The organism is Streptomyces sp. NPDC059897 (genome assembly GCF_042730865.1).
GTDB lineage: Bacteria > Actinomycetota > Actinomycetes > Streptomycetales > Streptomycetaceae > Streptomyces.
In genome coordinates this window covers 125,259-152,076 of the sequence record NZ_JBHWKQ010000013.1, presented here as the reverse complement: position 1 = coordinate 152,076, position 26,818 = coordinate 125,259, and the positions used below count along the sequence as shown (strand labels likewise).

General features: G+C 70.2%; 23 protein-coding genes. 15 read left to right on the top strand and 8 right to left on the bottom strand.

Translation table 11 applies throughout. The features are described 5' to 3' along the window. Window positions 1–225: 225 nt before the first annotated feature. The gene (locus tag ACFV9W_RS17195; RefSeq protein ID WP_385761230.1) at window positions 226–1,641 is read left to right on the top strand and encodes a sugar porter family MFS transporter; all 1,416 of its coding nucleotides are present in this window, start codon (window positions 226–228) and stop codon (window positions 1,639–1,641) included. An 85-nt stretch (window positions 1,642–1,726) separates the two neighbouring features. Here the strand turns inward: ACFV9W_RS17195 and ACFV9W_RS17190 are convergent, their stop codons facing one another. Further along, window positions 1,727–2,704, bottom strand: coding sequence for an LLM class flavin-dependent oxidoreductase (locus ACFV9W_RS17190; protein ID WP_385761227.1), 978 nt, complete (start codon window positions 2,702–2,704; stop codon window positions 1,727–1,729). 65 nt (window positions 2,705–2,769) lie between these two features. Further along, a complete protein-coding gene (locus ACFV9W_RS17185) occupies window positions 2,770–4,215 on the bottom strand; it encodes a cytosine permease (RefSeq protein ID WP_385761224.1) in 1,446 nt (481 codons plus the stop codon). Between the two features lie 211 nt (window positions 4,216–4,426). Here ACFV9W_RS17185 and ftsY point away from each other — a divergent pair, with 211 nt between their 5' ends. Then, entirely contained in the window at window positions 4,427–5,653 is a 1,227-nt protein-coding gene (gene ftsY, locus ACFV9W_RS17180; RefSeq protein ID WP_385761221.1) for a signal recognition particle-docking protein FtsY, read from the top strand. Between the two features lie 93 nt (window positions 5,654–5,746). On the opposite strand, the gene ACFV9W_RS17175 is transcribed toward ftsY, so the two are convergent. Further along, window positions 5,747–6,415 (bottom strand): bifunctional DNA primase/polymerase, encoded by a 669-nt coding sequence (locus ACFV9W_RS17175; RefSeq protein ID WP_385761218.1) that lies wholly within the window; start codon window positions 6,413–6,415, stop codon window positions 5,747–5,749. Between the two features lie 474 nt (window positions 6,416–6,889). Here ACFV9W_RS17175 and ACFV9W_RS17170 point away from each other — a divergent pair, with 474 nt between their 5' ends. The 4 genes from ACFV9W_RS17170 (at window position 6,890) to ACFV9W_RS17155 (ending at window position 12,772) form a co-directional block, all read left to right on the top strand. Further along, on the top strand, window positions 6,890–8,371 hold the full coding sequence (locus ACFV9W_RS17170; RefSeq protein WP_385761369.1) for a hypothetical protein: 1,482 nt from the start codon (window positions 6,890–6,892) through the stop codon (window positions 8,369–8,371). A 237-nt stretch (window positions 8,372–8,608) separates the two neighbouring features. Further along, window positions 8,609–9,958, top strand: a complete 1,350-nt coding sequence (locus ACFV9W_RS17165; protein ID WP_385761216.1) for an ammonium transporter — start codon at window positions 8,609–8,611, stop codon at window positions 9,956–9,958. Then, on the top strand, window positions 9,955–10,293 hold the full coding sequence (locus ACFV9W_RS17160) for a P-II family nitrogen regulator (protein WP_326015327.1): 339 nt from the start codon (window positions 9,955–9,957) through the stop codon (window positions 10,291–10,293). Before ACFV9W_RS17165 ends, ACFV9W_RS17160 begins: the two co-directional genes overlap by 4 nt. Window positions 10,294–10,321: 28 nt before the next feature. Then, a complete protein-coding gene (locus tag ACFV9W_RS17155) occupies window positions 10,322–12,772 on the top strand; it encodes a [protein-PII] uridylyltransferase (RefSeq protein ID WP_385761213.1) in 2,451 nt (816 codons plus the stop codon). A gap of 42 nt (window positions 12,773–12,814) precedes the next feature. Here ACFV9W_RS17155 and ACFV9W_RS17150 read toward each other — a convergent pair whose 3' ends face one another. Genes ACFV9W_RS17150 through ACFV9W_RS17135 form a run of 4 tightly spaced genes read right to left on the bottom strand, consistent with a single transcriptional unit; the run spans window position 12,815 to window position 16,416 of the window. Next, window positions 12,815–13,843: a glycine betaine ABC transporter substrate-binding protein gene (locus ACFV9W_RS17150; protein ID WP_385761211.1), complete on the bottom strand. Its 1,029-nt coding sequence runs from the start codon at window positions 13,841–13,843 to the stop codon at window positions 12,815–12,817. 31 nt (window positions 13,844–13,874) lie between these two features. Further along, on the bottom strand, window positions 13,875–14,666 hold the full coding sequence (locus tag ACFV9W_RS17145) for an ABC transporter permease (protein WP_385761208.1): 792 nt from the start codon (window positions 14,664–14,666) through the stop codon (window positions 13,875–13,877). Then, window positions 14,663–15,772 (bottom strand): ABC transporter ATP-binding protein, encoded by a 1,110-nt coding sequence (locus tag ACFV9W_RS17140; protein ID WP_385761205.1) that lies wholly within the window; start codon window positions 15,770–15,772, stop codon window positions 14,663–14,665. Before ACFV9W_RS17140 ends, ACFV9W_RS17145 begins: the two co-directional genes overlap by 4 nt. Continuing rightward, window positions 15,769–16,416 (bottom strand): ABC transporter permease, encoded by a 648-nt coding sequence (locus ACFV9W_RS17135; RefSeq protein WP_385761202.1) that lies wholly within the window; start codon window positions 16,414–16,416, stop codon window positions 15,769–15,771. Before ACFV9W_RS17135 ends, ACFV9W_RS17140 begins: the two co-directional genes overlap by 4 nt. A 446-nt stretch (window positions 16,417–16,862) precedes the next feature. Here ACFV9W_RS17135 and ffh point away from each other — a divergent pair, with 446 nt between their 5' ends. Both ffh and ftsH read left to right on the top strand, forming a co-directional pair. Further along, window positions 16,863–18,419 (top strand): signal recognition particle protein, encoded by a 1,557-nt coding sequence (gene ffh, locus ACFV9W_RS17130; RefSeq protein ID WP_385761199.1) that lies wholly within the window; start codon window positions 16,863–16,865, stop codon window positions 18,417–18,419. Between the two features lie 177 nt (window positions 18,420–18,596). Next, window positions 18,597–20,540, top strand: a complete 1,944-nt coding sequence (ftsH, locus tag ACFV9W_RS17125; RefSeq protein ID WP_385761197.1) for an ATP-dependent zinc metalloprotease FtsH — start codon at window positions 18,597–18,599, stop codon at window positions 20,538–20,540. 72 nt (window positions 20,541–20,612) lie between these two features. Here ftsH and ACFV9W_RS17120 read toward each other — a convergent pair whose 3' ends face one another. Further along, window positions 20,613–21,476, bottom strand: a complete 864-nt coding sequence (locus ACFV9W_RS17120) for a class I SAM-dependent methyltransferase (protein ID WP_385761194.1) — start codon at window positions 21,474–21,476, stop codon at window positions 20,613–20,615. 288 nt (window positions 21,477–21,764) lie between these two features. Between ACFV9W_RS17120 and proS the strand changes: the two genes are divergently transcribed. From proS to rplS, 7 genes are all read left to right on the top strand, one after another. Then, window positions 21,765–23,180, top strand: coding sequence for a proline--tRNA ligase (proS, locus tag ACFV9W_RS17115; protein ID WP_385761192.1), 1,416 nt, complete (start codon window positions 21,765–21,767; stop codon window positions 23,178–23,180). 191 nt (window positions 23,181–23,371) lie between these two features. Then, the gene (locus ACFV9W_RS17110; protein WP_306318724.1) at window positions 23,372–23,968 is read left to right on the top strand and encodes a hypothetical protein; all 597 of its coding nucleotides are present in this window, start codon (window positions 23,372–23,374) and stop codon (window positions 23,966–23,968) included. Between the two features lie 208 nt (window positions 23,969–24,176). Continuing rightward, window positions 24,177–24,596, top strand: coding sequence for a 30S ribosomal protein S16 (gene rpsP, locus ACFV9W_RS17105; RefSeq protein ID WP_385761190.1), 420 nt, complete (start codon window positions 24,177–24,179; stop codon window positions 24,594–24,596). A gap of 2 nt (window positions 24,597–24,598) precedes the next feature. Further along, complete coding sequence (locus tag ACFV9W_RS17100; RefSeq protein ID WP_014176063.1) at window positions 24,599–24,838, top strand: RNA-binding protein; 240 nt, start codon at window positions 24,599–24,601, stop codon at window positions 24,836–24,838. A 98-nt stretch (window positions 24,839–24,936) separates the two neighbouring features. Continuing rightward, on the top strand, window positions 24,937–25,494 hold the full coding sequence (gene rimM / locus ACFV9W_RS17095) for a ribosome maturation factor RimM (protein ID WP_385761188.1): 558 nt from the start codon (window positions 24,937–24,939) through the stop codon (window positions 25,492–25,494). After that, window positions 25,491–26,312, top strand: a complete 822-nt coding sequence (gene trmD / locus ACFV9W_RS17090; protein WP_385761185.1) for a tRNA (guanosine(37)-N1)-methyltransferase TrmD — start codon at window positions 25,491–25,493, stop codon at window positions 26,310–26,312. Before rimM ends, trmD begins: the two co-directional genes overlap by 4 nt. Window positions 26,313–26,444: 132 nt before the next feature. Next, on the top strand, window positions 26,445–26,795 hold the full coding sequence (gene rplS, locus ACFV9W_RS17085) for a 50S ribosomal protein L19 (protein WP_031485105.1): 351 nt from the start codon (window positions 26,445–26,447) through the stop codon (window positions 26,793–26,795). The last annotated feature ends 23 nt before the right edge of the window (window positions 26,796–26,818 follow it).

Sequence of the window (26,818 nt, the reverse complement as noted above, 5' to 3'; positions counted from 1 at the left end):
ACGGGTCGTCTCTTATCAGCGTTCAAGTCTTGAACACATCACGACACGCCCATGCCTGAAATTCACAGGACCCGAAGTATTGACTTCAAAACATGAAGGCATAGTCTCTGCAACGTTGCTTTTACCTTCAGGTGGTGGGCGGCGTGAAGTTGTGCGCCACTGGAATCGCATCTGAAGGGCTCGCCCCCACCCCCGGCAGCGAGGCCGGTGGCCCGAGGAGTACATGTGACCAGCAGTGCGGCACCAAAGTCCGGAGCCCGGGAAGCCAGGCCCGAGCATCTGAGCCATGTCATCTTCATCGCGGCGGCCGCCGCGATGGGCGGTTTCCTCTTCGGCTACGACAGCTCCGTGATCAACGGTGCGGTCGAGGCCATCCGCGACCGGTACGACATCGGTTCTGCCGCGCTCGCCCAGGTCATCGCCATCGCCCTGATCGGCTGCGCCATCGGCGCCGCCACCGCCGGCCGGATCGCCGACCGCATCGGCCGCATCCGCTGCATGCAGATCGCGGCGGTCCTCTTCACCGTCAGCGCCGTCGGCTCGGCGCTGCCCTTCGCGATCTGGGACCTCGCCTTCTGGCGGGTCATCGGTGGCTTCGCCATCGGTATGGCCTCCGTGATCGGCCCGGCGTACATCGCCGAGGTCGCCCCGCCCGCCTACCGCGGCCGGCTCGGCTCCTTCCAGCAGGGCGCCATCGTCATCGGCATCGCCATCTCGCAGCTGGTCAACTACGCGCTGCTGCAGGCCGCGGGCGGCGACCAGCGCGGCACGCTGATGGGCCTCGAGGCCTGGCAGGTCATGCTCGGCGTGATGGTCATCCCGGCCGTCATCTACGGTCTGCTCTCCTTCGCGATCCCCGAGTCGCCCCGCTTCCTGATCTCCGCGGGCAAGACCGAGCGCGCCAAGCAGGTCCTCGAAGAGGTCGAGGGCAAGGAGATCGACCTCGACGCCCGCGTCGCCGAGATCGAGCACGCGATGCACAGCGAGCACAAGTCCTCCTTCAAGGACCTGCTCGGCGGCAGCTTCTTCTTCAAGCCGATCGTCTGGATCGGTATCGGCCTCTCGGTCTTCCAGCAGTTCGTCGGCATCAACGTCGCGTTCTACTACTCCTCGACGCTGTGGCAGTCGGTCGGCATCAACCCGACGGACTCGTTCTTCTACTCGTTCACGACGTCGATCATCAACATCATCGGCACCGTCATCGCGATGATCTTCGTCGACCGCATCGGCCGTAAGCCGCTGGCCCTGATCGGTTCGGTCGGCATGGTGATCGGTCTGGCCCTGGAGGCCTGGGCGTTCAGCTACGACCTGGTGGACGGCAAGCTGCCGGCCACCCAGGGCTGGGTCGCCCTGGTCGCGGCGCACTTCTTCGTCCTCTTCTTCGCCCTGTCGTGGGGTGTCGTCGTCTGGGTCTTCCTCGGCGAGATGTTCCCGAACAAGATCCGCGCCGCGGCGCTCGGTGTGGCCGCCTCGGCCCAGTGGATCGCCAACTGGGCGATCACCGCGAGCTTCCCGTCGCTGGCCGACTGGAACCTCTCCGCGACCTACGTGATCTACACGATCTTCGCCGCGCTCTCCATCCCCTTCGTGCTCAAGTTCGTGAAGGAGACGAAGGGCAAGGCGCTGGAGGAGATGGGCTGACCCAGCTCCTCCCCTGGACCCGGGGAGATGGATTCAAGTCCCCGCTGCCATCTCCCCGCTGCCGTCACTGCCCCGGCTGAAGGACCTACGACTGGTCCTTGAGCCGGGGCAGTACGTTTTCGCAGTACAGCTGAAGGCTGCGGCGGCCCTCGTCCAGCGGCATGCCGCCGGAGAGCGGGTGCAGGATGTAGTTGTCCAGCCCCTGCGCCAGGCACTCGTCGGGCGTGAGCACCCGGTAGACGCCCTCGGCGCGCAGCTCGTCGACCGTCGCCGCCCCCGACTTCACCGCGGACTTGATGTCCCCGGACTGCCAGGACGCGTACGTCCGCGCCTCGTGCAGGAAGTGCTTCCCGTACGTGGCCCAGGTGCGGTCCGGGTCCTCGGACAGGTGGAGGAGCGGGGTGACCTTGCCGGGCATCATGGTCCAGCCCTCGGTCCCGTACTCCCCAAGGCGCTCGTTGTAGTACGTCTCCAGCTCGGGCAGATGTGCGCTGGGGAAGAACGGGAGGCCGAGCCGGGCCGCCCGGCGCGCGGCCGCCTGCGAGGAGCCGCCGACCAGGAGCAGCGGGTGCGGCTGGGTGAACGGGCGCGGGGTGACCCGGACCCGGCGCCCGCGGTACGTGAACTCCTCGCCGGTCCACGCCTTGAGCAGCGTTTCGAGCAGCTCGTCCTGGAGCTTGCCGCGCCGCTTCCACTCCACGTCGAACTGGGCGTACTCCTCCGGCCGGTAGCCGATCCCGGAGACCGTCACCAGGCGGCCGCCGCTGAGCAGGTCGAGTACGGCGATGTCCTCGGCGAGGCGCAGCGGGTCGTGCAGCGGGCCGATGATCGCGGAGACGGTGACCGCGATGCGCTTCGTGGCGCCGAGGACCGCGCCCGCGAAGGTGAAGGGCGAGGGCAGCCAGTTGTTGGCGACGCCGTGGTGCTCCTCCGTCTGCACCGTGTCGATGCCCTGCTCGTCGGCGTAGCGGGCCATCTCGACGGCCGCCTGGTAGCGGGCGGCGAGCGTTTCGGGTGTGCCGGCGGGGTCGACGAGGTTGAACCGTACGACGGACACGGGCATGGAAAAGTCCCCCTCCGCGAGGCGTGGAGCCGGTTTCGTGGAGGGGGACGTTAGCTGACGGAGCGTCAGGAGGCCATGGCTTCGGCGGCCTCGGGCTCGGCCGGGGCCTTCGTGGTGTCGGCCGGCTTGGGCAGTGCCAGGTACAGCAGGCCGGAGACGATGATCGTGACGACCCAGCCGAGGCCGTACTCACCGATGAAGTTGTTCGTGGCGAGCGGCCCGGAGAACCAGGTCGACGACGTGAACAGCAGGCCGACGACCAGGCCGACCGCCCAGGCGACGCACGCGGCGGGGGAGAAGCCGCCCTTGTACCAGTAGGCGCTGGTGCGGGTGGTGTCGATCAGGGCCGCGCCGTCGTAGTGCTTCCGCTTGAACATGTCCGCGCCGAAGACGCCGACCCAGGCGGAGAAGGCCACGGCCAGCAGCGAGAGGAAGGAGATGAACGAGCTCATGAAGCTCGTCGCGACCAGCATCAGGATGGCGCCGAAGATCAGCGAGATCAGCGCGTTGATGGAGACGGCCCAGTGCCGCGGCACCTTGAAGCCGAGGGTCTGCGCGGTGAAGCCGGCCGAGTACATCGACATGGCGTTGATCAGCAGCATGCCGACCAGCGCGATCAGCAGGTACGGCACCGCGATCCACATCGGCAGGATCTCGCCGAGGAAGGAGACCGGGTCCTGGGCGGAGGCCAGGTCGGGGGTGGAGACCGCCATCACGGAACCCATCAGGACCATCGGCAGCACGACGATGCCCGCGCCGCCGATCGAGTTCCCGACGATGCCCTTGGTGGAGGCCGTGCGCGGCAGGTAGCGGGTGAAGTCGGGGGAGGACGGGATCCAGCTGACGCCACCGGCGGCGATCATGCCGATGCCCGCGACCATCAGGGACGTCTTGCCCGCGGGCTGCCCGAAGACGGCGGACCAGTCGGTGTTGATGATCAGGTAGACCAGCACCAGGACCGAGAAGATGCCGAACAGGTACGTCGCGTACTTATTGCACATCTGTACGACGTTGATCCCGAGGCCCGAGATCGCGAACGTCGCGCACACGAACACCAGCAGGGTGACGATCACCAGGAAGTTGTTCTGCTTGATGCCGAACAGGATGTCCAGGACCGTCAGCACGGCGTACGCGCCGGTCACCGCGTTGATCGTCTCCCAGCCCCAGCGCGCGACCCAGATCAGCGAGCCGGGCAGCAGGTTGCCGCGCTGCCCGAACACCGCGCGGGACAGCGCCATGCCGGGCGCGCCGCCCCGCTTGCCCGCGATGCCGATCAGGCCCACCAGGCCGTACGACACGATGGGCGCGGCGATGGCGACGACGATCGCCTGCCAGAAGTTCAGCTTGTACGTCACGACGAGGCTCGCGCCCATCGTGAGCAACAGCACGCTGATGTTGGCTGCGACCCAGGTCGGGAAGAGCTCGCGGGTCTTGGCGGTGCGCTCGGCGTCGGGGACGGGCTCGATGCCGCGTGTCTCCAGCGCGCCTTCGGCTTCGGCGGTCTTGCTCATGCGGTGGGGTTCCGTGCCTCTCGCTCGGCCCGGCCGTGGGGGACGGAGAGCCGGTGGGGGGTGGGGTCGTGAATGCGATGGACTCTACGCGCGTTGATGCGGCAACTGCCATCGTACTTTAGTCCGAGTCCGACCCGTCAGAGCCCTTTGTCCTTTAGAGGAACGCACAAAACCGGCTTCGGTTGGACCCATGGCTGATACTGGACGGGTTATGGAAACCGTCATCCTTGCTGTAGTCATCGCCGTGGTCGTGATCGGCGCGCTCGGCGGGCTCGTGATCGGCAGCCGCAAGAAGAAGCAGCTGCCCCCGCCCCCGCCGTCGGCGCCCGACATCACCACCGCCCCGCCCGCCGAGCCGCACGTCGGCGAAGAGGCCGAGACGCCGCGCGACGAAGCGCGGCGCACGATCGAAGAGGTCGACCTCCCGACGGCCGAACCGACCGTCGAGGAGGAACCCGAGGCCCCGGCCGCCGCGGAGCCCGCCGCTCCCGAGGTCGAGGTTCCCGAACCCACCGCGGGCCGCCTCGTGCGGCTGCGCGCCCGCCTTTCCCGGTCGCAGAACGCGCTCGGCAAGGGCCTGCTCACCCTCCTGTCCCGCGAGCACCTCGACGAGGACACGTGGGAGGAGATCGAGGACACGCTGCTCACCGCCGATGTCGGCGTGCAGCCCACCCAGGAACTCGTCGAGAACCTCCGCGAGCGCGTCAAGGTGCTCGGCACCCGCACGCCCGACGAGCTGCGCGCGCTGCTGCGCGAGGAGCTCCTCAAGCTGCTCGTCCCCGAGTTCGACCGCACCGTGAAGACGGAGAGCCTCAACTCCGAGGGCACGACGCCCGGCATCGTCATGGTCGTCGGCGTCAACGGCACCGGAAAGACCACCACCACCGGCAAGCTCGCGCGCGTGCTCGTCGCCGACGGCAAGAACGTGGTGCTCGGCGCCGCGGACACCTTCCGCGCCGCCGCCGCCGATCAGCTGCAGACGTGGGGCGAGCGGGTCGGTGCGCGCACCGTGCGCGGCCCCGAGGGCGGCGACCCGGCCTCCATCGCCTTCGACTCCGTCAAGGAGGGCATCGAGGAGGGCGCCGACGTCGTCCTCATCGACACCGCCGGGCGGCTGCACACCAAGACCGGGCTCATGGACGAGCTCGGCAAGGTCAAGCGGGTCGTGGAGAAGCACGCGCCGCTCGACGAGGTGCTGCTCGTCCTCGACGCGACGACGGGGCAGAACGGTCTGGTGCAGGCCCGCGTCTTCGCCGAGGTCGTCGACATCACGGGCATCGTGCTGACCAAGCTGGACGGTACGGCCAAGGGCGGCATCGTCGTGGCCGTGCAGCGGGAGCTGGGTGTGCCGGTCAAGCTCGTCGGTCTCGGCGAGGGTCCGGACGACCTGGCGCCGTTCGAGCCGGAGGCGTTCGTGGATGCGCTTATTGGGGAGTAAGCGCTCCGCTTTGCTGCGGGAGGCCGCGGTCGGGCTGCTCTGGGTTTGAGTGGCGCGGCCGCGGCTTTTCCGTGGTCCGGTTCGGCACCGTGCTCACGTGGACGGTGAGCGGTGCGCCACGTAGGCCAGGGTGCCAATCAGCAGCCGTGCCTGGGGTGGCTGGTTCGCCGTGTCCAGGGACGGGGCACGCAGCCAGGTCGTCGGGCCGCGGCCGCCGCGGTCCGAGGGCGGGGCCGTGACGTACGAGCCGGCGCCCAGCGCGTGCAGGTCGAGGGTCGCGTCGTCCCAGCCCATCCGGTAGAGCAGCGTCGGGAGTTCGGCCGCGGCGCCCGGTGCGACGAAGAAGTGGGCGCGGCCCTCGGGGGTGGCGACGACCGGGCCCAGCGGCAGGCCCATGCGCTCCAGGCGGATCAGCGCCCGGCGCCCCGCAGCCTCCGGCACGTCGATGACGTCGAAGGCCCCGCCGACCGGGAGCAGTACCGCGGCGCCGGGGAACCGGCCCCAGGAGTCGGTCACTTCGTCGAGCGTGGCCCCCGCCTTCACCACCGCGTCCGGGTCCAGGGGGTGCGCGCCGGGGGCAGGGCAGTCCGCCTTCCCGCAGGAGCACGCGGAGCCGGCGGCGCGGGCGCCGGGCACCACGTCCCAGCCCCAGAGTCCGGTGAACTCCGCCACCGTGGTGCAGTCCGAAGCGCGGCCGGACGTGCGGCCGCGGCGACGTGAGCCGGTGCGCATCTCGCGCATGCCGCCGATCGTGAAGCCCATGCCCCCTCCAACACGTCCCGTGCGCCGGTGGTCACGCGGCGGAATCGGATCGTTACCCAATGCGCACGCCGCTCCGGTCGGGCCGGAGCCGACTCGCACACGGGGTGGTGCGCCCGGTGTCGCGCGCCCCCGTCCACCCGGGTCCGCCTACTTCCGGCTGTCCTATGTCAAGTGAATCGCGTGGGGCCGTCGTTGGGTTCATTCGAAGGGGTGGCGAATGGTGGCGTTTCCGTGTTCGCCCTCGCCGGAGGGGTGATCGTAGGATTACTTTCAGTGCACGAGCCCTGAGGGTGCGTGCACCCGTGGGTATGCCGGAGGCAAGTCGGTTTCCTGTTCGAGGAGTGACAACTACCGGACGGGAAGCCTGGTTTGGCGGCATCCTGGTAGGGCTTGCGGGCAAGAGTGTGGAGAACAGTGGTCGACAGGACTTCGCACACAGCGTCTTAGATGGCTTCAGGGAATGGGGGCGTTCCAGTGGGCGGCAGCGGCGGTGGCGTCACGAACGCCGAGAAGCGCCCCAACGAGCTGCTGGGTTCGTGGTTCGTGCGCAGTGGCTGGTCCAAGGGCGAGCTGGCGCGCCAAGTGAACCGACGGGCCCGGCAGTTGGGTGCGAACCACATCTCCACGGACACCTCGCGCGTGCGCCGATGGCTCGACGGGGAGAACCCGCGGGAGCCGATCCCGCGGATCCTCAGCGAGCTGTTCTCCGAGCGCTTCGGCTGCGTCGTCGCCGTCGAGGACCTCGGCCTGCGCGCCGCGCACCAGGCGCCCTCGGTGTCCGGCGTCGACCTGCCCTGGACCGCCCCCCAGACCGTGGCGCTCATCGGCGAGTTCTCGCGCAGCGACCTGATGCTCGCGCGCCGCGGCTTCCTCGGCAGCTCGCTCGCGCTCGCCGCGGGCCCCTCGCTCATCGAGCCGATGCAGCGCTGGCTGGTGCCGACGCCCGGCGGGGCCTCGGCAAGGCCGGAGCCGGAGTCGGCCACGCAGCGTCGTGGGAACCGGCTGTCGAAGCCCGAGCTGGACCTCCTGGAGTCGACCACGGTGATGTTCCGCCAGTGGGACGCCCAGTGCGGCGGCGGTCTGCGCCGCAAGGCCGTCGTCGGCCAGCTCCACGAGGTGACCGACCTGCTGCAGGAGCCGCAGCCGGAGGAGACCACGCGGCGCCTGTTCAAGGTCGCCGCCGAGCTGGCCGAGCTGGCCGGCTGGATGAGCTACGACGTGGGCCTGCAGCCCACCGCCCAGAAGTACTTCGTGCTCGCCCTGCACGCCTCCAAGGAAGCGGGCGACAAGCCGCTCGGCTCGTACGTGCTCAGCAGCATGAGTCGGCAGATGATCCACCTCGGCCGGCCCGACGACGCGCTCGAACTCATCCACCTCGCCCAGTACGGCAGCCGCGACTGCGCCAGCCCCCGCACGCAGGCCATGCTGTATGCGATGGAGGCCCGCGCCTACGCGAACATGGGGCAGCCCGGCAAGTGCAAGCGCGCCGTGCGGATGGCCGAGGACACCTTCACCGACGCCGACGACTGGGACGACCCGGACCCCGACTGGATCCGCTTCTTCTCCGAGGCCGAACTGCACGGCGAGAACAGCCACTCGTACCGGGATCTCGCCTACGTGGCCGGTCGCAGCCCCACGTACGCGTCGATGGCCGAGCCCGTCATGAAGCGCGCCGTCGAGCTGTTCGGGAAGGACGCCGAGCACCAGCGTTCGTACGCGCTGAACCTGATCGGGATGGCCACGGTGCATCTCCTGCAGAAGGAGCCCGAGCAGTCCACGGTGCTCGCGGGGCAGGCCCTGGAGATCGCCAGGAAGGTGCGCTCGGAGCGGGTCAACACCCGGATCCGCAAGACCGTCGACAACGCGACGCGGGACTTCGGCGATGTCGCCGAGGTCATCGACCTCACCGAACAGCTCGCGCTCCATCTGCCGGAGACCGCCGAAGCCGCGGTCTGACGGCGGGGGAGCACCCCACGAACCCCGGCCACGGCCCCCGTCCCGCAACAGCCCGACTCGGCTCCCCTACGCCAGGTCACGCGGACGGAGGTCGTGGTCGGCCTGTTTCAGGCATTTCATTCACCCGTAACACCCGGGAGCTCTTCGTCACTGCGGCGAAACATCAAGGGGCCAGAACGGAAACGGCGCTGCACCAATGTCAGGGCGCATAACCGGCCCGATGACGAGGAGACGCCGATGGCTCCAGCCATCACGCTGGCGGCAGACGCACCCACACTGTCGCCCGCCAATACAGGCTTCATGCTGATCTGTTCCGCCCTGGTGATGCTCATGACCCCGGGCCTGGCCTTCTTCTACGGAGGCATGGTCCGCGTCAAGAGCACCCTGAACATGCTGATGATGAGCTTCATCAGCCTCGGGATCGTGACGATCCTGTGGGTGCTGTACGGCTTCTCCGTCGCGTTCGGCACCGACAAGGGCTCGGTCATCGGCTGGGACGGCGACTTCGTCGGGCTCAGCGGGATCGGGCTCACCGAGCTCTGGGACGGCTACACGATCCCGATTTATGTCTTCGCCGTCTTCCAGCTGATGTTCGCGGTGCTCACGCCCGCGCTGATCAGCGGCGCGCTCGCGGACCGCGTGAAGTTCAGCGCCTGGGCGCTGTTCATCGCGCTGTGGGCCACGATCGTGTACTTCCCGGTCGCGCACTGGGTGTGGGGGACCGGCGGCTGGGCCTTCGAGCTCGGCGTGATCGACTTCGCCGGCGGCACGGCCGTGCACATCAACGCGGGCGCCGCCGCGCTCGGCGTGATCCTCGTGATCGGCAAGCGCGTCGGCTTCAAGAAGGACCCGATGCGGCCGCACTCGCTGCCGTGGACGATGCTCGGCGCCGGTCTGCTGTGGTTCGGCTGGTTCGGCTTCAACGCCGGCTCCTGGCTCGGCAACGACGACGGCGTCGGCGCGCTGATGTTCGTCAACACACAGGTCGCGACCGCCGCCGCGATGCTGGCGTGGCTGGCGTACGAGAAGATCCGGCACGGCGCGTGCACCTCGCTCGGTGCCGCCTCCGGTGCCGTCGCCGGTCTTGTCGCCATCACTCCTTCCGGTGGTTCCTGCTCGCCGCTCGGCGCGATCGCCATCGGCGCCATCGCCGGTGTGCTCTGCGCCCTGGCCGTGGGCCTCAAGTACAAGTTCGGCTACGACGACTCGCTCGACGTCGTCGGCGTCCACCTCGTCGGTGGTGTCGTCGGCTCCCTGCTCGTCGGCTTCTTCGCCACGGGCGGCGGCCAGTCCGACGTGGCGGGCCTGTTCTACGGCGGCGGCCTCGACCAGTTCTGGAAGCAGTGCGCGGGCGTCGGCGGCGTTCTCGCCTACTCGCTGATCGTCTCCGCGGTCCTCGCCTTCGCCCTCGACAAGACCATCGGCATGCGGGTCGACGAGGACGCCGAGGTCTCCGGCATCGACCAGGCCGAGCACGCCGAGACGGCGTACGACTACAGCGGCGCGGGCGGCGGCAGCATGGCCCGCCAGGCGGTTCCCACCCCGGCCGGCACGCAGGTTTCCCAGGACAAGAAGGTCGACGCATGAAGCTGATCACCGCCGTCGTCAAGCCGCACCGGCTCGACGAGATCAAGGAAGCCCTCCAGGCCTTCGGCGTCCAGGGCCTGACCGTGACCGAGGCCAGCGGCTACGGCCGTCAGCGCGGACACACCGAGGTCTACCGCGGCGCCGAGTACACCGTGGACCTGGTACCCAAGATCCGTATCGAGGTCCTGGTCGAGGACGACGACGCCGAGGAACTGCTCGATGTCGTGGTGAAGGCGGCGCGGACCGGCAAGATCGGCGACGGCAAGGTCTGGGCGGTCCCCGTCGAGACGGCCGTGCGGGTGCGCACCGGCGAACGCGGTCCGGACGCGCTGTAACGGACATGGACGGAAGCGGGAGCTGCGAGTGACGAGCGTGAACGACGTACGTGCTGAAGCAGAGGATTCCGGATCCGGCGGTTATGCGGCGGCCCGGCTGCGCCTCCTCCAGGGGGAGGCGCGGTCCGGGCCGCCGCGCCGTGCGGCCCTCGCGGAGCTGACCGACGACTGGCTCACCGGGCTCTTCGGCAGCGGGGCGCCGGGCGTCTCGCTCGTCGCGGTCGGCGGGTACGGGCGCGGCGAGCTCTCCCCGCGCAGCGACCTCGACCTGCTCCTGCTGCACGACGGCTCGGCGGACGCCGACGCGGTCGCGGCGCTCGCCGACCGCATCTGGTACCCGGTGTGGGACCTCGGCCTCGCCCTCGACCACTCCGTGCGTACGCCGGCGGAGGCCCGCAAGACCGCGGGCGACGACCTCAAGGTGCAGCTCGGCCTGCTCGACGCCCGGCACCTCGCGGGTGACCTCGGGCTCACGGCGGGCCTGCGCACCGCCGTGCTCGCGGACTGGCGCAACCAGGCGCTGAAACGACTGCCCGAACTGCGCGAACTGTGCGAGGAACGGGCGGAGCGCCAGGGCGAGTTGCAGTTCCTCCTCGAACCCGACCTGAAGGAGGCCCGGGGCGGCCTCAGGGACGCCACCGCGCTGCGCGCCGTCGCCGCCTCCTGGCTCGCGGACGCGCCCCGCGAGGGCCTCGCCGACGCGCGCCGCCGGCTCCTCGACGTACGGGACGCCCTGCATCTGGCCACCGGGCGCGCCACCGACCGGCTCGCGCTCCAGGAGCAGGACCAAGTCGCGGCGGAACTGGGCCTGTTGGACGCCGATACGTTGCTGCGGCAGGTGTACGAGGCCGCGCGCACGGTGTCGTACGCCAGCGATGTCACCTGGCGCGAGGTCGGGCGCGTCCTCAAGTCCCGGTCGTCGAAGCCCCGTTTGCGGTCCCTGCTCGGGGGCGGGAAGCAGGCGCCGGTCGAGCGGTCGCCGCTCGCCGAGGGGGTAGTCGAGATGGAGGGGGAGGTGGTGCTCGCCCGCGCCGCCAAGCCCGACCGGGACCCGGTGCTGCCGCTGCGCGCCGCCGCCGCTGCCGCCCAGGCGGGCCTGCCGCTGTCGCTGCACGCTGTGCGCCGGCTTGCGGCCGCCGCCCGGCCGCTGCCCGCGCCCTGGCCTGCCGAGGCCCGCGAACAGCTGGTCACGCTGCTCGGCGCGGGCCGCCCGACCGTCGAGGTGTGGGAAGCCCTTGAGGCGGAAGGGCTGATCACCCGGCTGATCCCGGACTGGGAGCGGGTGCGGTGTCGGCCGCAGCGGAACGCCGTGCACACCTGGACCGTCGACCGGCATCTCGTCGAAACGGCCGTGCGGGCCTCGGAGTTGACGCGCCGCGTGCACCGGCCCGACCTGCTGCTCGTCGCGGCGCTGCTGCACGACATCGGCAAGGGCTGGCCGGGGGACCACTCGGTCGCAGGGGAGATCATCGCGCGGGACGTCGCCGCGCGGATCGGCTTCGACCGCGCCGACGTCGCCGTGCTCGCCTCCCTCGTACGCCACCACCTGCTGCTCATCGAGACCGCCACGCGGCGCGATCTGGAGGACCCGGCGACCGTACGGTCCGTGGCGGAAGCGGTCGGCTCGGCAGGCACGCTCGAACTGTTGCACGCGCTGACCGAGGCGGACGCGCTGGCCACCGGGCCCGCCGCCTGGTCGTCCTGGCGCGGCTCGCTGGTGGCCGACCTGGTCAAGCGGGTCTCCGCGGTGCTCGCGGGGGACGAGCCGGTCGATCCGGACGACGCGGAGCCGACGGCCGAGCAGGAGCGGCTCGCGGTGGAGGCGCTGCGCACGGGAGGGCCGGTGCTCGCGCTGCGGGCGCAGACGGACGCGGTGCCGACCGGGACCGAGGGGGCGGGGGAGCCGGAGCCGCTCGGCGTCGAGCTGGTGATCGCGGTGCCGGAGCAGGACGGGGTGCTGCCTGCCGTCGCCGGGGTGCTCGCGATGCACAGGCTGACCGTGCGGACGGCGGAGCTGCGGGCGCTGACACCGCCGGAGGGCGTGGAGGGGGTCGCCCTGCTGCTCGACTGGCGGGTCGCCGCCGAGTACGGCTCGCTGCCGCAGGCCGCGCGGCTGCGCGCGGATCTCGTACGGGCCCTGGACGGCTCGCTCGACATCGCGGCGCGGCTCGCCGAGCGGGACGCCGCGTATCCGCGCAGGCGCGGTGTGGTGGCGCCGCCGGCCCGGGTGACGGTGGCCTCGGCGGACTCGCGCCGGGCGACGGTGATCGAGGTGCGGGCGCACGACGCGCCGGGCCTGCTGCACCGCATCGGGCGGGCGCTCGAGGTGGCCGGGGTGCGGGTGCGTTCGGCGCATGTGTCGACGCTGGGCGCCAACGCGGTCGACGCGTTCTACGTGGCCGGGGGCGACGGGGGACCGCTGGCCCCGCAGGACGCGGTGTCCGTGGCGCGGGGCGTGGAGGAGGCGCTGCGGGGGTGAGGGCCGGGGCCCGCGTCGGGTGACGTGGGCCCCGGCCGGGTCTCACTTGCCGATGAAGCCGTTCGTCCGCAGGAAGTACAGCGCGGCCTGGTCCGCGCTCTTGCCCTCCAGGTCGACGAGACCGTTGAGCTTGATGATCGTCTTCTCGGTGAGCGCGTCGCCGAGTTCCCTCGACAGCTTGGCGAGCTGCGGGTACTTCTTCGCGGTCTCGTCGCGCACGGTCAGCGCGGCGAGCTCCGTCGTGAAGTGCCCCTTGTCGTCGTCGAGGACCTTCAGGTCGAGGGACTCCAGGCGGGCGTCCGTCGTGAACACCTCGGCGAACTTGCAGGGGCTGCCCTTCGCCACGTTCACGAAGCTCAGCGCGAACGCGTTCTGGTAGACCTGCGGCGCCGGGAACGCGAGCTTGTACGGGCTGTGCTCCAGCGCCGCCAGCTCACGGTCCAGGAACTCCGAGGCCCCGCACAGCGTGGCGTCCTCCGGGTGGTCCTTCGCCAGCTTCGCGAGTTCGCTGATCGAGTCGACATCGCCCGCCCGGCCCGACGCGTCGGCGGCGCGGGCCAGCGCGTACTGATTGCCGAACTTCGCCGGGCCCAGCCACTTGATCTTGTGCTTCTTCAGGTCCTCCCGCGAGGTCGCCCGGAACTGCGCGGCGCTGCCCTGCACGGGCTTGTCGTGCTGCAGGAACTGGGTCCAGCCGGTGCCGGAGTAGTCCCAGTACATGTCGACGTCGCCGCTCTGCAGCGCGCTGCGGGCGATCGTGGTGCCCTGAAGGCCCGTCTGGTCCTTGGTCCTCGCCCCGGCGGCTTCGAGCGCGTACAGCGTGATCTTGCCGAGGATCTGCTGCTCGGTGAACTCCTTGGAGCCGACCGTGAAGTGCGCGCCCTTCAGGTCGACATCCTTGGCGATCGAGCCGCCGGCGAGCTGCTTCTTGCTCGCTGTGCGCGGCAGGTCGCCGGAGGAGCCGGCACTCGCGCCGGTGTCCGTGCAGCCGGTCAGCGCGGCGCCGCCGAGCAGGACCGCGCACAACGCGACCGAGACCTTGGCGCGCGCCGTGGCCGGTCCGCTTCGCATGGGTGTCTTCACTTCTCTCACAGGCCCCTTCTCACAGACCGCGCGGGCGCAGCAGGTTCTCGACGATCCCGGCGACCCAGTCCACGAGCAGCGCGAGGACGGCGACGAGCACGCTTCCGGTGATCAGGACCAGGTTCCGGCTGGAGTTGATCCCGTTCGAGATCACGTCGCCGAGGCCACCGGCCCCGATGAACGTCGCGAGCGCGACGGTGCCGACCGTGATCACCAGCGCCGTACGGATACCGGCGAGCATCACCGGTACCGCGAGCGGCAGTTCGATCCGGCGCAGCACCTCCCACCGGGTCATGCCCATGCCGCGCGCGGACTCGAGGATCGACGGATCGACCTGCTGAAGGCCCGCGATGGTGTTGCGCAGCACCGGCAGCACCCCGTACGCGACGAACGCGATCAGGGCGATCTGCGTGACCCCGAGGCTGACGAAGGCCACCGCGAGCAGCACGATCAGGCCGAGCGAGGGCAGCGCCTGCCCGATGCTGGCGACCGCGAGGACGGGGCCGGCCAGCGGCCGGGCCCAGCGGCGGGTCAGCAGCACGCCGAGCGGGACGGCGATCACCAGGATGAGGACCGTGGCGACGGCGGTCAGTTCGATGTGCGTGAGGGTCCGGCTGAGCAGGTAGTCCGCGTTCAGGCTGCGCAGCTCGATCTGGTCCTTCTCCTGCCCCGAGACGTACCAGGCGAGCAGTCCGAGGACGACCGCGAGCGCGAGCGGGGTGAGGGCGAGGCGCCACAGCGGCGGCCGGTCGCGGGTGCGTTCGGGGGCCTGTGCCGCGGCGGGGCGTTCGTCGACGAGTGCCTGGGTCACGGCCGTGCCCCCTGCAGCAGGCCGGAGCCGCTCTCGGTGTGGATCAGCGTGCGCAGGCTGTCGAGGGTGACGACACCGCGGTAGCGGCCCAGGTCGTCCACGACCGCCAGCGCCGACGCGTTCACCGCGAGCATCTCGTCGAGCGCGTCGTACAGGCTGGTGGCCGGGCCGAGCGGGGAGATCAGCGGCAGCCGCGAGCCGCCGTCGGCGGGCAGCCAGCCGACCGGGCGGCGGTCCTCGTCCAGGACCACCACGAACTCGCGGTCGCTGGCAGCGGACGCGTCCTGCTGCGCCTCCGCGTCCGCCGACTCGGCGACCGTGGGCCACAGCGGTACGTCGACGTTCCCGAGCCGGGTCAGCGAGAGGCGGCGCACGGCGGCGCCCGCGCCGATGAAGTCGGTGACGAACTCGTTCGCGGGCTCGGCGAGGATCTTCTCCGGGGTGTCGTACTGGACGACGTTCCCGTGCTCGGCGAAGACGGCGATCTTGTCGCCCATCTTCACGGCCTCGTCGATGTCGTGGGTGACGAACACGATCGTCTTGCGCAGCTTGGCCTGGATCTTGAGGAACTCGTTCTGCAGCGCCTCGCGGTTGAGCGGGTCGATCGCGCCGAACGGCTCGTCCATGAGCATCACCTGCGGGTCGCCGCCGAGCGCGCGGGCGACGCCGACGCGCTGCTGCTGGCCTCCGGAGAGCTGCTTCGGGTAGCGGCCGCGGTACGTGTCCGGGTCCAGGCCCACCATGTCGAGCAGCTCGTCCACGCGCGCGTGGACCCGCTTCTTGTCCCAGCCGAGCAGGCCGGGCACGGTGGCTATGTTCTGGGCGACCGTCTGGTGCGGGAAGAGCCCGGACTGCTGGATCGCGTAGCCGATGCGGCGGCGCAGCTCGTGCACCGGGATCTTCGTGACGTCCTCGTCGGCCAGGTGGATGCGGCCGGACGTCGGCTCGATCAGCCGGTTGATCAGCTTCATCGTCGTCGTCTTGCCACAGCCGGAGGGCCCGACGAACACCACGATCCGCCCCTCGGGGATCTCCAGCGTCAGCTCGTCCACGGCCGGACGCGCCTGGCCGGGGTAGGACTTGGTCAGCCGGTCGAGCCGGATCATCGGGTGACCCCCTTCGGAGTGGTCAGGCGATTGAGCAGGGCGAAGAGCAGATCGAAGAGCAGCGCGAGGACGACGATGGCGAGCGCGCCCTCGAGCGTCAGATAGACGGCGAACGGGGTGCCCGCGCTGGCCAGGCCGTCGAGGATGAGCTTGCCGAGGCCCGGCCCGTTGACGGCGGCGGCGATGGCGGCGATGCCGAGCAGCATCTGCGTCGCGACCCGCAGGCCGGTGAGCACCACGGGCCAGGCGAGCGGGAACTCGATGGTGGCGAGCACCTTGAGCCGGGTCATGCCCATCGCGTTCGCGGACTCGACGACGGCCGGGTCCAGTTCGCGCAGGCCGACCACGGTGTTACGTATGACGGGCAGCAGCGCGTACAGCGTCAGGGCCACGACCGACGGCCCGGTGCCGAGCCCGAGCGGCGTGATGAGCAGGCCGAACAGCGCGTAGGACGGAATCGTCAGGAGCAGCCCCGCCACCCCGAGCACGGCGGCGCGCGGCGCCCGCGTCCGGTACGTCAGGATCGCCACCGGCACCCCGATGAGCACCGCGAGGGCGAGGCCCTCGAGGACCAGCAGGATGTGCGCGAGGGTGGCGTCGAGCACATCGGTCCAGTTGCCCTGGAGGTAGTCGAAGAAGTTCACGCCGGCCTCCCTTGGGGTGCCGGGGGCCTACGTACGGGCCGTGGCGGCCGGTACGTGGAGAGGGAGGTCATCGGTGAGCTCCAGTTCACGTCAGAGGTGGGTACGGCGGTGTGCCGCACGGCTGCTGGTGGCGGTTCCGGGCACGACCGGGCACGCCCCGGACCGGGGCTAAGGAGAGGGGTGGTGTCGAAACCTGGGGGCGCCTACCCAGCCGGGCGCCACTGATGTGCACGGATTTACGGAACCACCGGGGCCGTAATTATGGCGAACGCCCTGGTCACGCAGGGGCGCCCGCGGCGGATATGGCGGTGTATGAACGGGTTTTTCGTACGTGGGTGCGACCCGTGGGGTGCATCGGGACCGGGCCACTGACCACGGCGGCGCGGGCGGATACCCTGGAGAGCGACCTGTCCGTAAAGCCCCCGACCCGAGGATTCGCGACCGCCGTGTTCGACACTCTCTCCGATCGCCTCGCAGCGACATTCAAGAACCTCCGCGGCAAGGGGCGCCTCAGCGAGGCGGACATCGACGCCACGGCGCGCGAGATCCGGATCGCCCTCCTTGAAGCCGACGTGGCGCTGCCCGTCGTCCGTGCCTTCATCAAGCAGATCAAGGAGCGCGCGACCGGCGCCGAGGTCTCCCAGGCGCTGAACCCCGCCCAGCAGGTCATCAAGATCGTCAACGAGGAGCTCATCGGCATCCTCGGCGGCGAGACCCGCCGGCTGCGCTTCGCCAAGACCGGCCCGACCGTGATCATGCTCGCGGGTCTGCAGGGTGCCGGTAAGACGACCCTCGCGGGCAAGCTCGGCCTCTGGCTCAAGTCCCAGGGCCACTCGCCGCTGCTCGTCGCCTGTGACCTCCAGCGTCCGAACGCCGTGAACCAGCTGAGCGTCGTCGCCGAGCGCGCGGGCGTCGGCATCTACGCGCCGGAGCCGGGCAACGGCGTGGGCGACCCGGTGCGGGTGGCCAAGGACTCCATCGAGCACGCCAAGGCGAAGGTCTACGACGTCGTCATCGTCGACACCGCCGGCCGCCTCGGCATCGACCAGGAGCTGATGCAGCAGGCCGCGGACATCCGCGACGCCGTCTCGCCGGACGAGGTCCTCTTCGTCGTCGACGCCATGATCGGTCAGGACGCGGTCAACACGGCCGAGGCCTTCCGCGACGGCGTCGGCTTCGACGGCGTGGTGCTCTCCAAGCTCGACGGTGACGCCCGCGGTGGTGCGGCCCTGTCGATCGCGCACGTCACCGGCAAGCAGATCATGTTCGCCTCCAACGGCGAGAAGCTGGACGACTTCGACGCGTTCCACCCGGACCGCATGGCGTCCCGCATCCTCGGCATGGGCGACATGCTCACGCTGATCGAGAAGGCCGAGCAGACCTTCTCGCAGCAAGAGGCCGAGAAGATGGCCTCCAAGCTGGCCTCCAAGAAGGGCCAGGACTTCACGCTCGACGACTTCCTGGCGCAGATGGAGCAGGTCAGGAAGATGGGCTCCATGTCCAAGCTGCTCGGCATGCTGCCGGGCATGGGGCAGATGAAGGACCAGATCGCCAACCTCGACGAGCGCGACGTCGACCGCACGGCCGCCATCATCAAGTCGATGACCCCGGCCGAGCGCCAGGAGCCGACGATCATCAACGGCTCGCGCCGCGCCCGTATCGCCAAGGGCTCCGGCGTCGAGGTCAGCGCGGTCAAGAACCTGGTCGAGCGGTTCTTCGAGGCCCGCAAGATGATGTCCCGCATGGCCCAGGGCGGCGGCATGCCGGGGATGCCGGGCATGCCCGGCTCGGGCGGTGGCCCCGGCCGGACGAAGAAGCAGCCCAAGAAGGCCAAGGGCAAGCAGCGCTCCGGCAACCCGATGAAGCGCAAGCAGCAGGAGCAGGAGGAGGCCGCCCGCCGCGCGGCCGCCGCCGAGGGCGGCGCCCTCGGTCTGCCCGGCGCCGGCCAGCAGGACCCCAAGGACTTCGAGCTCCCCGACGAGTTCAAGAAGTTCATGGGCTGACACGTCGGCAGCTGTACGGGTATCGGCAGCTGTACGGGTAAGGGGCGTCCGCCATGGCGGACGCCCCTTACGCATGTCCACGAGTGGCGGGCCCCCGGCAACTGTGCGGTCATGGGCGGAAGGCCTCGGGGCCAAGGCCGCCCCGGAGGACGGCAGGCTGCAGGAGGAGAGACAGGCGTGGCGAACCCGGTACCCCCGCGCGATCGGACGGATCAGCCCTGGCGGTCCGAGGGCGCGCCGCCGCCTCCGCCCACTCCCGGGCCCAAGCGCAAGATGCCCGGCGGCTGGGGCGGCCTCATCCTGACGGCCCTGATCGTCTATCTCATCGCCAACCTGGTGCTGTCGTTCTTCAACGAGGGCGACGAGCCGACGGTCTCGTACACGGAGTTCAGCAAGCAGGTCGAGGCCGACAACGTCACCAAGATCTACTCCAAGGGCGACGCCATCCAGGGTGAGCTCAAGAAGGAGAAGGCCACCCCGAAGGACAGCGACAGCAAGCGCAAGAACTACACCAAGTTCACGACGCAGCGCCCGGCCTTCGCCGATGACGACCTCTGGGCCAACCTGGAGAAGCACGACGTCACGGTGACCGCCGAACCCGTCGTCCAGGAGCGCAGCTTCCTGTCCAACCTGCTCATCTCGCTCGCCCCGATGCTGCTCCTGGTCTTCCTGTGGGTGTTCATCGCGCGGCGCATGAGCCAGGGCATGGGCGGCGGCGCGGGCGGCATGCTCGGCCGCAAGCAGCCACCCAAGCCGGTCGAGCTGGAACCCGGCAAGAAGCGCACCACGTTCGAGGACGTCGCCGGGATCGACGAGGTCGAGGGCGAGCTCAACGATGTCGTCGACTTCCTCAAGAACCCCGAGGACTACCGCACCATGGGCGCCAAGATGCCGCGCGGCGTGCTCCTCGCGGGCCCGCCCGGCACCGGCAAGACGCTGCTCGCGCGGGCCGTCGCGGGGGAGGCCGGGGTGCCGTTCTTCTCCGCCTCCGCCTCCGAGTTCATCGAGATGATCGTCGGCGTCGGCGCCTCGCGGGTGCGCGAGCTGTTCGCCGAGGCCCGCAAGGTCGCCCCGTCGATCATCTTCATCGACGAGATCGACACCATCGGCCGGGCCCGCGGCGGTGGCGGCGGCGTGGGCGGCCACGACGAGCGCGAGCAGACGCTCAACCAGATCCTCACGGAGATGGACGGCTTCACCGGCTCCGAGGGCGTCATCGTCATCGCCGCCACCAACCGCGCGGACGTCCTGGACCCGGCCCTGACCCGCCCGGGACGCTTCGACCGGATCGTCAACGTGTCCCCGCCCGACCGCGGCGGCCGCGAGTCCATCCTCAAGATCCACACCCGGGGCATGCCGCTCGCGTCCGACGTCGACCTCGCCCAGGTCGCCCGCACGACACCGGGCATGACCGGCGCCGAACTCGCCAACCTGACCAACGAGGCCGCGCTGCTCGCCGTCAAGCGCAAGCAGAAGCAGATCAACCAGGCCGATCTCTCCGAAGCGCTCGAAAAGGTCCAGCTCGGCGCCGAGCGGCCGCTGGTGATGCCCGACGAGGAGCGCCGCCGCACCGCCTTCCACGAGAGCGGCCACGCCCTCCTCGGCATGCTGCAGCCCGGCGCCGACCCCGTCCGCAAGATCACGATCGTGCCGCGCGGCCGCGCCCTCGGCGTCACGCTCTCCACCCCGGACGCCGACAAGTACGCGTACACGGAGGAGTATCTGCGCGGCCGGATCATCGGGGCCCTCGGCGGCATGGCGGCCGAACACGTCGTCTACGGAGTCATCACCACTGGCGCCGAGAACGACCTGGAACAGGTCACCAACATCGCGCGCGGCATGGTCGCCCGCTGGGGCATGAGCGAGAAGGTCGGCCGCCTGTCCGCCCTGCCGAACGACTCCCAGCAGCCGTACGGACTCGCCGCCGCCCCCGACACCGTCAACGCGATCGACGGCGAAATGCGCCGCATCGTGGACGAGTGCTACGAGGAGGCGTGCCAGAAGCTGCGCGACAACCGGGACAAGCTCGACGCGCTCGCCGAGGCGCTCATGGAGAACGAGACGCTGGAGGAGGCGGACGCCTACCGGATCGCCGGCGTCACGCGCTTCACCAAGGACTGAACGACACGACCCCAGTGGAAAAGCAGCCCGCACGCCACACGGCGTGCGGGCTGTTCACGGTGTGCGGCCTGCTCATGGCGTGCGGGCGATCAGGTACCTGAAGACGTTGGGCATCCATACGGTCCCGTCGCCGCGCACATACGCCTGCAGCGCCTCGGACACCTCCTTGTCGACCTGCGCCGGATCCGTCGCCCCCACCGCGGCGTCGAACAGGCCCGTCGACAGCAGGCCGCGCACCGCGCTCTCGGCGTCCGCGTACCCGAAGGGGCACGCGACCCGGCCGGAGCCGTCGGGCCGCAGCCCCGCCCGCTGGGCGACCTCCTCCAGGTCGTCACGGAGCGCCGGCCGCCAACTGCCCGTACTGCGCAGAGGGTCCGCGAGCTTCGTGGCCACCCGGAGGACGGACGACGTGGCACAGCGCTCCGGAGGACCCCAGCCGACCAGCACCACGGCCGCGCCCCGGCCCGCCAGCGGAGCCACGCTCTCCAGGCGCGCGGAGAGCCCCTCGGAGTCCCCGGCCACACACCCGATCGGCTGAAAGTCGGTGATCACGTCGTACGGGGTTCCGCCGGGATCGGTCGCGGTGAGGTCGGCGGCGTCGGCCGTCGTGAGCCGGGCGTCCGCGGCCTCCCGCGGCCGGGACGCGTCGGGCAGCAACCGCTCCTCGGCCAGGGTGAGGCGCTCGGGCTCCGAGGGCTCGACGCCGGTCACGGCGGCCCCGCGCGAGGCCGCCATGAGGAGCGCGAGCCCGGAGCCGCAGTCGAGCCCGAGGAGCCGGGTGCCCGGACCGACCTCCAGACGCTCGTACACCGCTTCGTAGAGCGGCACCAGCATCCGCTCCTGAATCTCCGCCCAGTCACGCGCGCGTGCGCACAAGTCCGTCCGCGGCGCGGGGGCCGCGTGAGGGAGGTGCCGCCGCACGAGCGTAGGTGTCATCGAAAGTGCCCCAATCCACCGAGAGATGCCGAGAGTTGTCTTCGTGCCGCCCGGCCGTTCGCGTGGCGCCCGGCCGTGTTCGCGCGCTGCTCGCACTCCCCCCCCGTATGCCAGAGAACTCCGCAATGTCCGCCGCGTCTAGGGGGTGTTTGGCAGGCGTGGCGACAATGCGCGTGTGCACCGTCGTGCGCCCCCTGGAGGTCATATGACGGGCGCACCCGGGTGGCCGCGGGCATACGGGCGAAAAGGATTCGAGTGCCCCACCGCCCGCGCCGTAGCATCCGCGCCATGGCCAAAACCCGCGTTCTCACGCCCCGGTCGGAAGACTTTCCGCGCTGGTACCAGGACCTGATCACCAAGGCCGAGCTGGCCGACAACGGTCCGGTGCGCGGCACCATGGTCATCCGACCGTACGGCTACGGCCTGTGGGAGCGGATGCAGCGGGAGATGGACGACCGCATCAAGGAGACGGGCACGCAGAACGCGTACTTCCCGCTCCTGATCCCGCAGTCGTACCTCACCAAGGAGGCCGACCACGTCGAGGGCTTCGCGCCCGAGCTGGCCGTGGTCACGCACGGCGGCGGCAAGGAGCTGGAGGAGCCCGCCGTCGTCCGCCCCACCTCGGAGATGATCGTCAACGCCTCCTTCGCCAAGTGGGTGCAGAGCTACCGGGACCTGCCGCTGCTCATCAACCAGTGGGCGAACGTGGTCCGCTGGGAACTGCGGCCCCGCCTCTTCCTGCGTACGACGGAGTTCCTCTGGCAGGAGGGCCACACGGCGCACGCGACCTACGAGGAGGCGCGCGACTTCGCGGCGCGCATCCACCGGGACGTCTACGCGGACTTCATGGAGAACGTCCTCGCGATGGGCGTCCTGCTGGGCCGCAAGACGCCCAAGGAGCGCTTCGCCGGGGCGATCAACACCCTCACCCTCGAAGGGATGATGGGCGACGGCAAGGCCCTCCAGATGGGTACGAGCCACGAACTCGGCCAGAACTTCGCCAAGGCGTTCAACACCCGCTACCTGTCCAAGGACGGCGCGGAGGAACTGGTCTGGCAGACCTCCTGGGGCTCCACGACCCGCATGATCGGCGCGCTGGTGATGATGCACGGCGACGACAACGGGCTGCGCGTCCCGCCCCGCCTCGCCGCCACCCAGGTCGTCGTGCTCGCCGTCAAGGACGACGAGGCGGTGCTCCGCAAGGTGCGCGAAATCGGCGACCTCCTTAAGAAGGCGGGAATCCGCGTCCAGGTGGACGACCGCACCGACACCCCCTTCGGGCGCCGCGCCGTCGACTGGGAGCTGAAGGGCGTGCCCGTACGCGTCGAGGTCGGGCCCCGCGACCTGGAGAACGGCACGGCGATGCTCGCCCGGCGCATCCCGGGCGGCAAGACTCCGGTCGCCCTGGAGGCGCTGGTCGCGGTGCTGCCCAAGATCCTGGAGGAGGACCAGGCGCTGCTGCTCGCGCAGTCACGGGAGCGGCGGCAGCTGCGGACGGCGGATGCGACCACGGTCGCCGAGGCTCTGGAGGTCACCGCGGACGGCGGCTGGGCGCGCATCCCGTGGGCCACCCTCGGGGAGGCGGGCGAGAACGAGCTCGCCGGGCACGGCGTCTCCGTACGGTGTCTGCTCACCCCCGAAGGGGCGGTGCCGGACGCCGACGACGCGGCCGGTAACGTCGCGGTCGTGGCACGCGCGTACTAGGCACGCACGGAAGAACGCCGGAAAGGCGTACATGCCACTACGCACCACCTTGGTGCGAGCTGTGCGCCTTCTCCGTACATCTGCGCACCCGCCCTCCTCGGGACGCATCAGCGGGAACTGACTGGTACGTGCAAAATATTTGGGATGCCCCGGAATAGGAACACGGAGGCACCCCGGCTCGTTGTCACGACGTGAGCACGACACCACCTGTTCTCGCCGCAGAGCTGGCAGGGGCGTGGGCCGACATTCAGCGGCACCACCCCGAGCTGCCGGATCTTGCCGCGCCCGAATCCCTGATCGGCGAGTCGTCGTCCGCCTGTGGACGCGAGCTCTCCTTCGAGCGACTCCTTCACGAGGCAGTCCACGGCATCGCAGCCGCGCGCGGAATCCGCGACACATCGCGCGCCGGCCGCTACCACAACCGCAGATTCCTGGCCATCGCCGAGGAGTTGGGCCTCGACCACCCCGAGGAGCCGCACCCCAGCAGTGGCTTCTCACTGGTCACGCTCAACCCGGAGGCGAAGCAGCGCTACCGGCAGACGATCGAGCGGATCCAGCGCGCCCTGAAGGCGCACACCGTGGCGACGGCCGCGGACACCAAGCGCAGCTTCCGCGGCCCCGCCGCGCGGCACGGCTCCTCCGGGGGCGGCGTCCGCGTCAAGGCGGTCTGCGACTGCGGGCGCAACGTCAGAGTCGTGCCGTCGGTGCTCGCGCAGGCCCCGATCATGTGCGGCGGCTGCGGAAAGCCGTTCCGCATCCCGGAAGTCGTCGGTGCCGCGGTGGGGTGAGCGCGCCGCTCCTGGTGGGGCCCGGTGGGATGGCCGACGGCGATTCGGCCGCTCCAGAGACGTATGGCACAATGGCTAGCTGTACTCGACAGTCGCACAGGACCCCTCTCTCCTCCGGCTGACGCGTCCATCGGGCACTCGGGTACCGCAACCCCACGCGGCAATCTCGCCGTGCCCACCCACGTCAAGACCAGGAGACACCACACCCGTGGCAGTCAAGATCAAGCTGAAGCGTCTGGGCAAGATCCGTTCGCCTCACTACCGCATCATCGTCGCCGACTCCCGCACCCGCCGTGACGGCCGTGCGATCGAGGAGATCGGCCTGTACCACCCGGTGCAGAACCCCTCGCGCATCGAGGTCGACTCCGAGCGTGTCCAGTACTGGCTGAGTGTCGGCGCGCAGCCGACCGAGCCGGTCGCGGCCATCCTCAAGGTCACCGGTGACTGGCAGAAGTTCAAGGGTCTGCCGGCCCCCGCGCCGATGAAGGTCGCCGAGCCGAAGGCCGCCCGCCCCTCCTTCGAGGCGCTGGCCACCGAGGACGAGCCCAAGGGTGAGGCCATCACCCAGAAGAAGAAGGCTGAGAAGAAGGACGAGGCCGAGGCCCCGTCCGAGTCGACCGAGGCCTGAGCATGCTCGAGGAGGCTCTTGAGCACCTCGTGAAGGGCATCGTCGACAACCCCGACGACGTGCAGGTCGCCTCGCGCAACCTGCGCCGGGGCCGCGTCCTCGAGGTCCGGGTCCACCCCGACGACCTCGGCAAGGTGATCGGCCGCAACGGCCGCACCGCGCGCGCCCTGCGTACCGTCGTGGGTGCCATCGGCGGCCGTGGTGTCCGCGTCGACCTCGTCGACGTCGACCAGGTTCGCTGAGAAAAGTTGAACACCGGCTCGGGCCGGGGAGGGCTTACGAGCCGTCCCCGGCCCGATTCGTTTGTGCCCCTTGGCGGGCTGACAGGAGAGTTTCCGACGTGCAGTTGGTAGTGGGGCGCATCGGCCGCGCCCACGGCATCAAGGGCGAGGTCACCATCGAGGTGCGCACCGACGAGCCCGAGCTGCGGCTCGGCCCCGGCGCGCGACTCGCCACCGACCCGGCCGCCACGGGGCCGCTCACCATCGAGACCGGCCGGGTGCACAGCGGCCGGCTGCTGCTGCGCTTCGAGGGCGTACGCGACCGGACCGCGGCCGAGGCGCTGCGCAACACCCTCCTGATCGCCGAGGTGGACCCCGAGGAACTGCCCGAGGAAGAGGACGAGTTCTACGACCACCAGCTGATGGACCTCGACGTCGTCACGGTCGACGGCACCGAGGTCGGCCGGATCACGGAGATCTCACACCTGCCCTCGCAGGACCTGTTCATCGTGGAGCGGCCCGACGGCAGCGAGGTCATGATCCCGTTCGTCGAGGAGATCGTCACCGAGATCGACCTCGAGGAGCAGAAGGCCGTCATCGACCCGCCGCCCGGCCTGATCGACGACCGCGCCGAGATCGCGTCCTCCCGCGACGATGCGGAGGAGGAGGGCGCATGAGGCTCGACGTCGTCACGATCTTCCCCGAGTACCTGGAACCGTTGAACGTCTCCCTCGTCGGCAAGGCACGCGCGCGTGGTCAACTCGACGTCCACGCGCACGACTTGCGGCAGTGGACCCACGACCGGCACAACACGGTCGACGACACCCCCTACGGTGGCGGCCCCGGCATGGTCATGAAGACCGAGCCGTGGGGCGACTGCCTCGACGACGTGCTCGCCGAAGGGTACGAGAGCGGGGCCCAGGGGCCCGTCCTGGTCGTTCCCACGCCCTCCGGGCGCCCCTTCACCCAGGAACTCGCGGTGGAGCTCTCCGAGCGCCCCTGGCTGGTCTTCACGCCCGCGCGCTACGAGGGCATCGACCGCCGCGTCATCGACGAGTACGCGACCCGGATGCCGGTCTACGAGATCTCCATCGGCGACTATGTCCTCGCGGGCGGAGAGGCCGCCGTGCTCGTGATCACGGAGGCCGTGGCGCGGCTGCTGCCCGGCGTCCTCGGCAACTCCGCCTCGCACGAGGACGACTCCTTCGCGCCGGGCGCCATGGCCAACCTCCTGGAGGGGCCCGTCTACACGAAGCCTCCTGAGTGGCGCGGCCGGGACATCCCCGACGTGCTGCTCAGCGGCCATCACGGCAAGATCGCGCGCTGGCGCCGCGACGAGGCGCTGCGCCGCACCACGCGCAACCGGCCCGATCTGATCGAGCGCACCGACCCGAAGGCCTTCGACAAGAAGGACCGCGAAATGCTCTCGATCCTGGGCTGGGGGCCGCGTCCCGACGGACGATTTGGGCCGACGCCCGAGGTCGTGGAAGAATAGGCCGCTGCTGTACGTCCAACCTGCGCCCCTGCCACAGGGGGAACGACGCAAGGTCCGACGCGATCAGCTACCGAAACTCATCATTTACCTCCCGTCGATGACCTGTGGCATCGGCGAAGAAAGCAGACGATCATGTCTCACCTGCTCGACTCCGTCGACGCCGCGTCGCTGCGCAGCGACGTCCCGGCCTTCCGCCCCGGCGACACCGTCAACGTCCACGTCCGCGTCATCGAGGGCAACCGCTCCCGTGTGCAGCAGTTCAAGGGCGTAGTCATCCGCCGCCAGGGCGCCGGCGTCCGCGAGACCTTCACGGTCCGCAAGGTCTCCTTCTCCGTCGGCGTCGAGCGCACCTTCCCGGTGCACACGCCGATCGTCGAGAAGATCGAGCTCGTCACCAAGGGTGACGTCCGCCGCGCCAAGCTGTACTACCTCCGTGACCTGCGCGGCAAGGCCGCGAAGATCAAGGAGAAGCGCGAGAACTGAGTCGCTCGGCGCCCCCAGAGGGC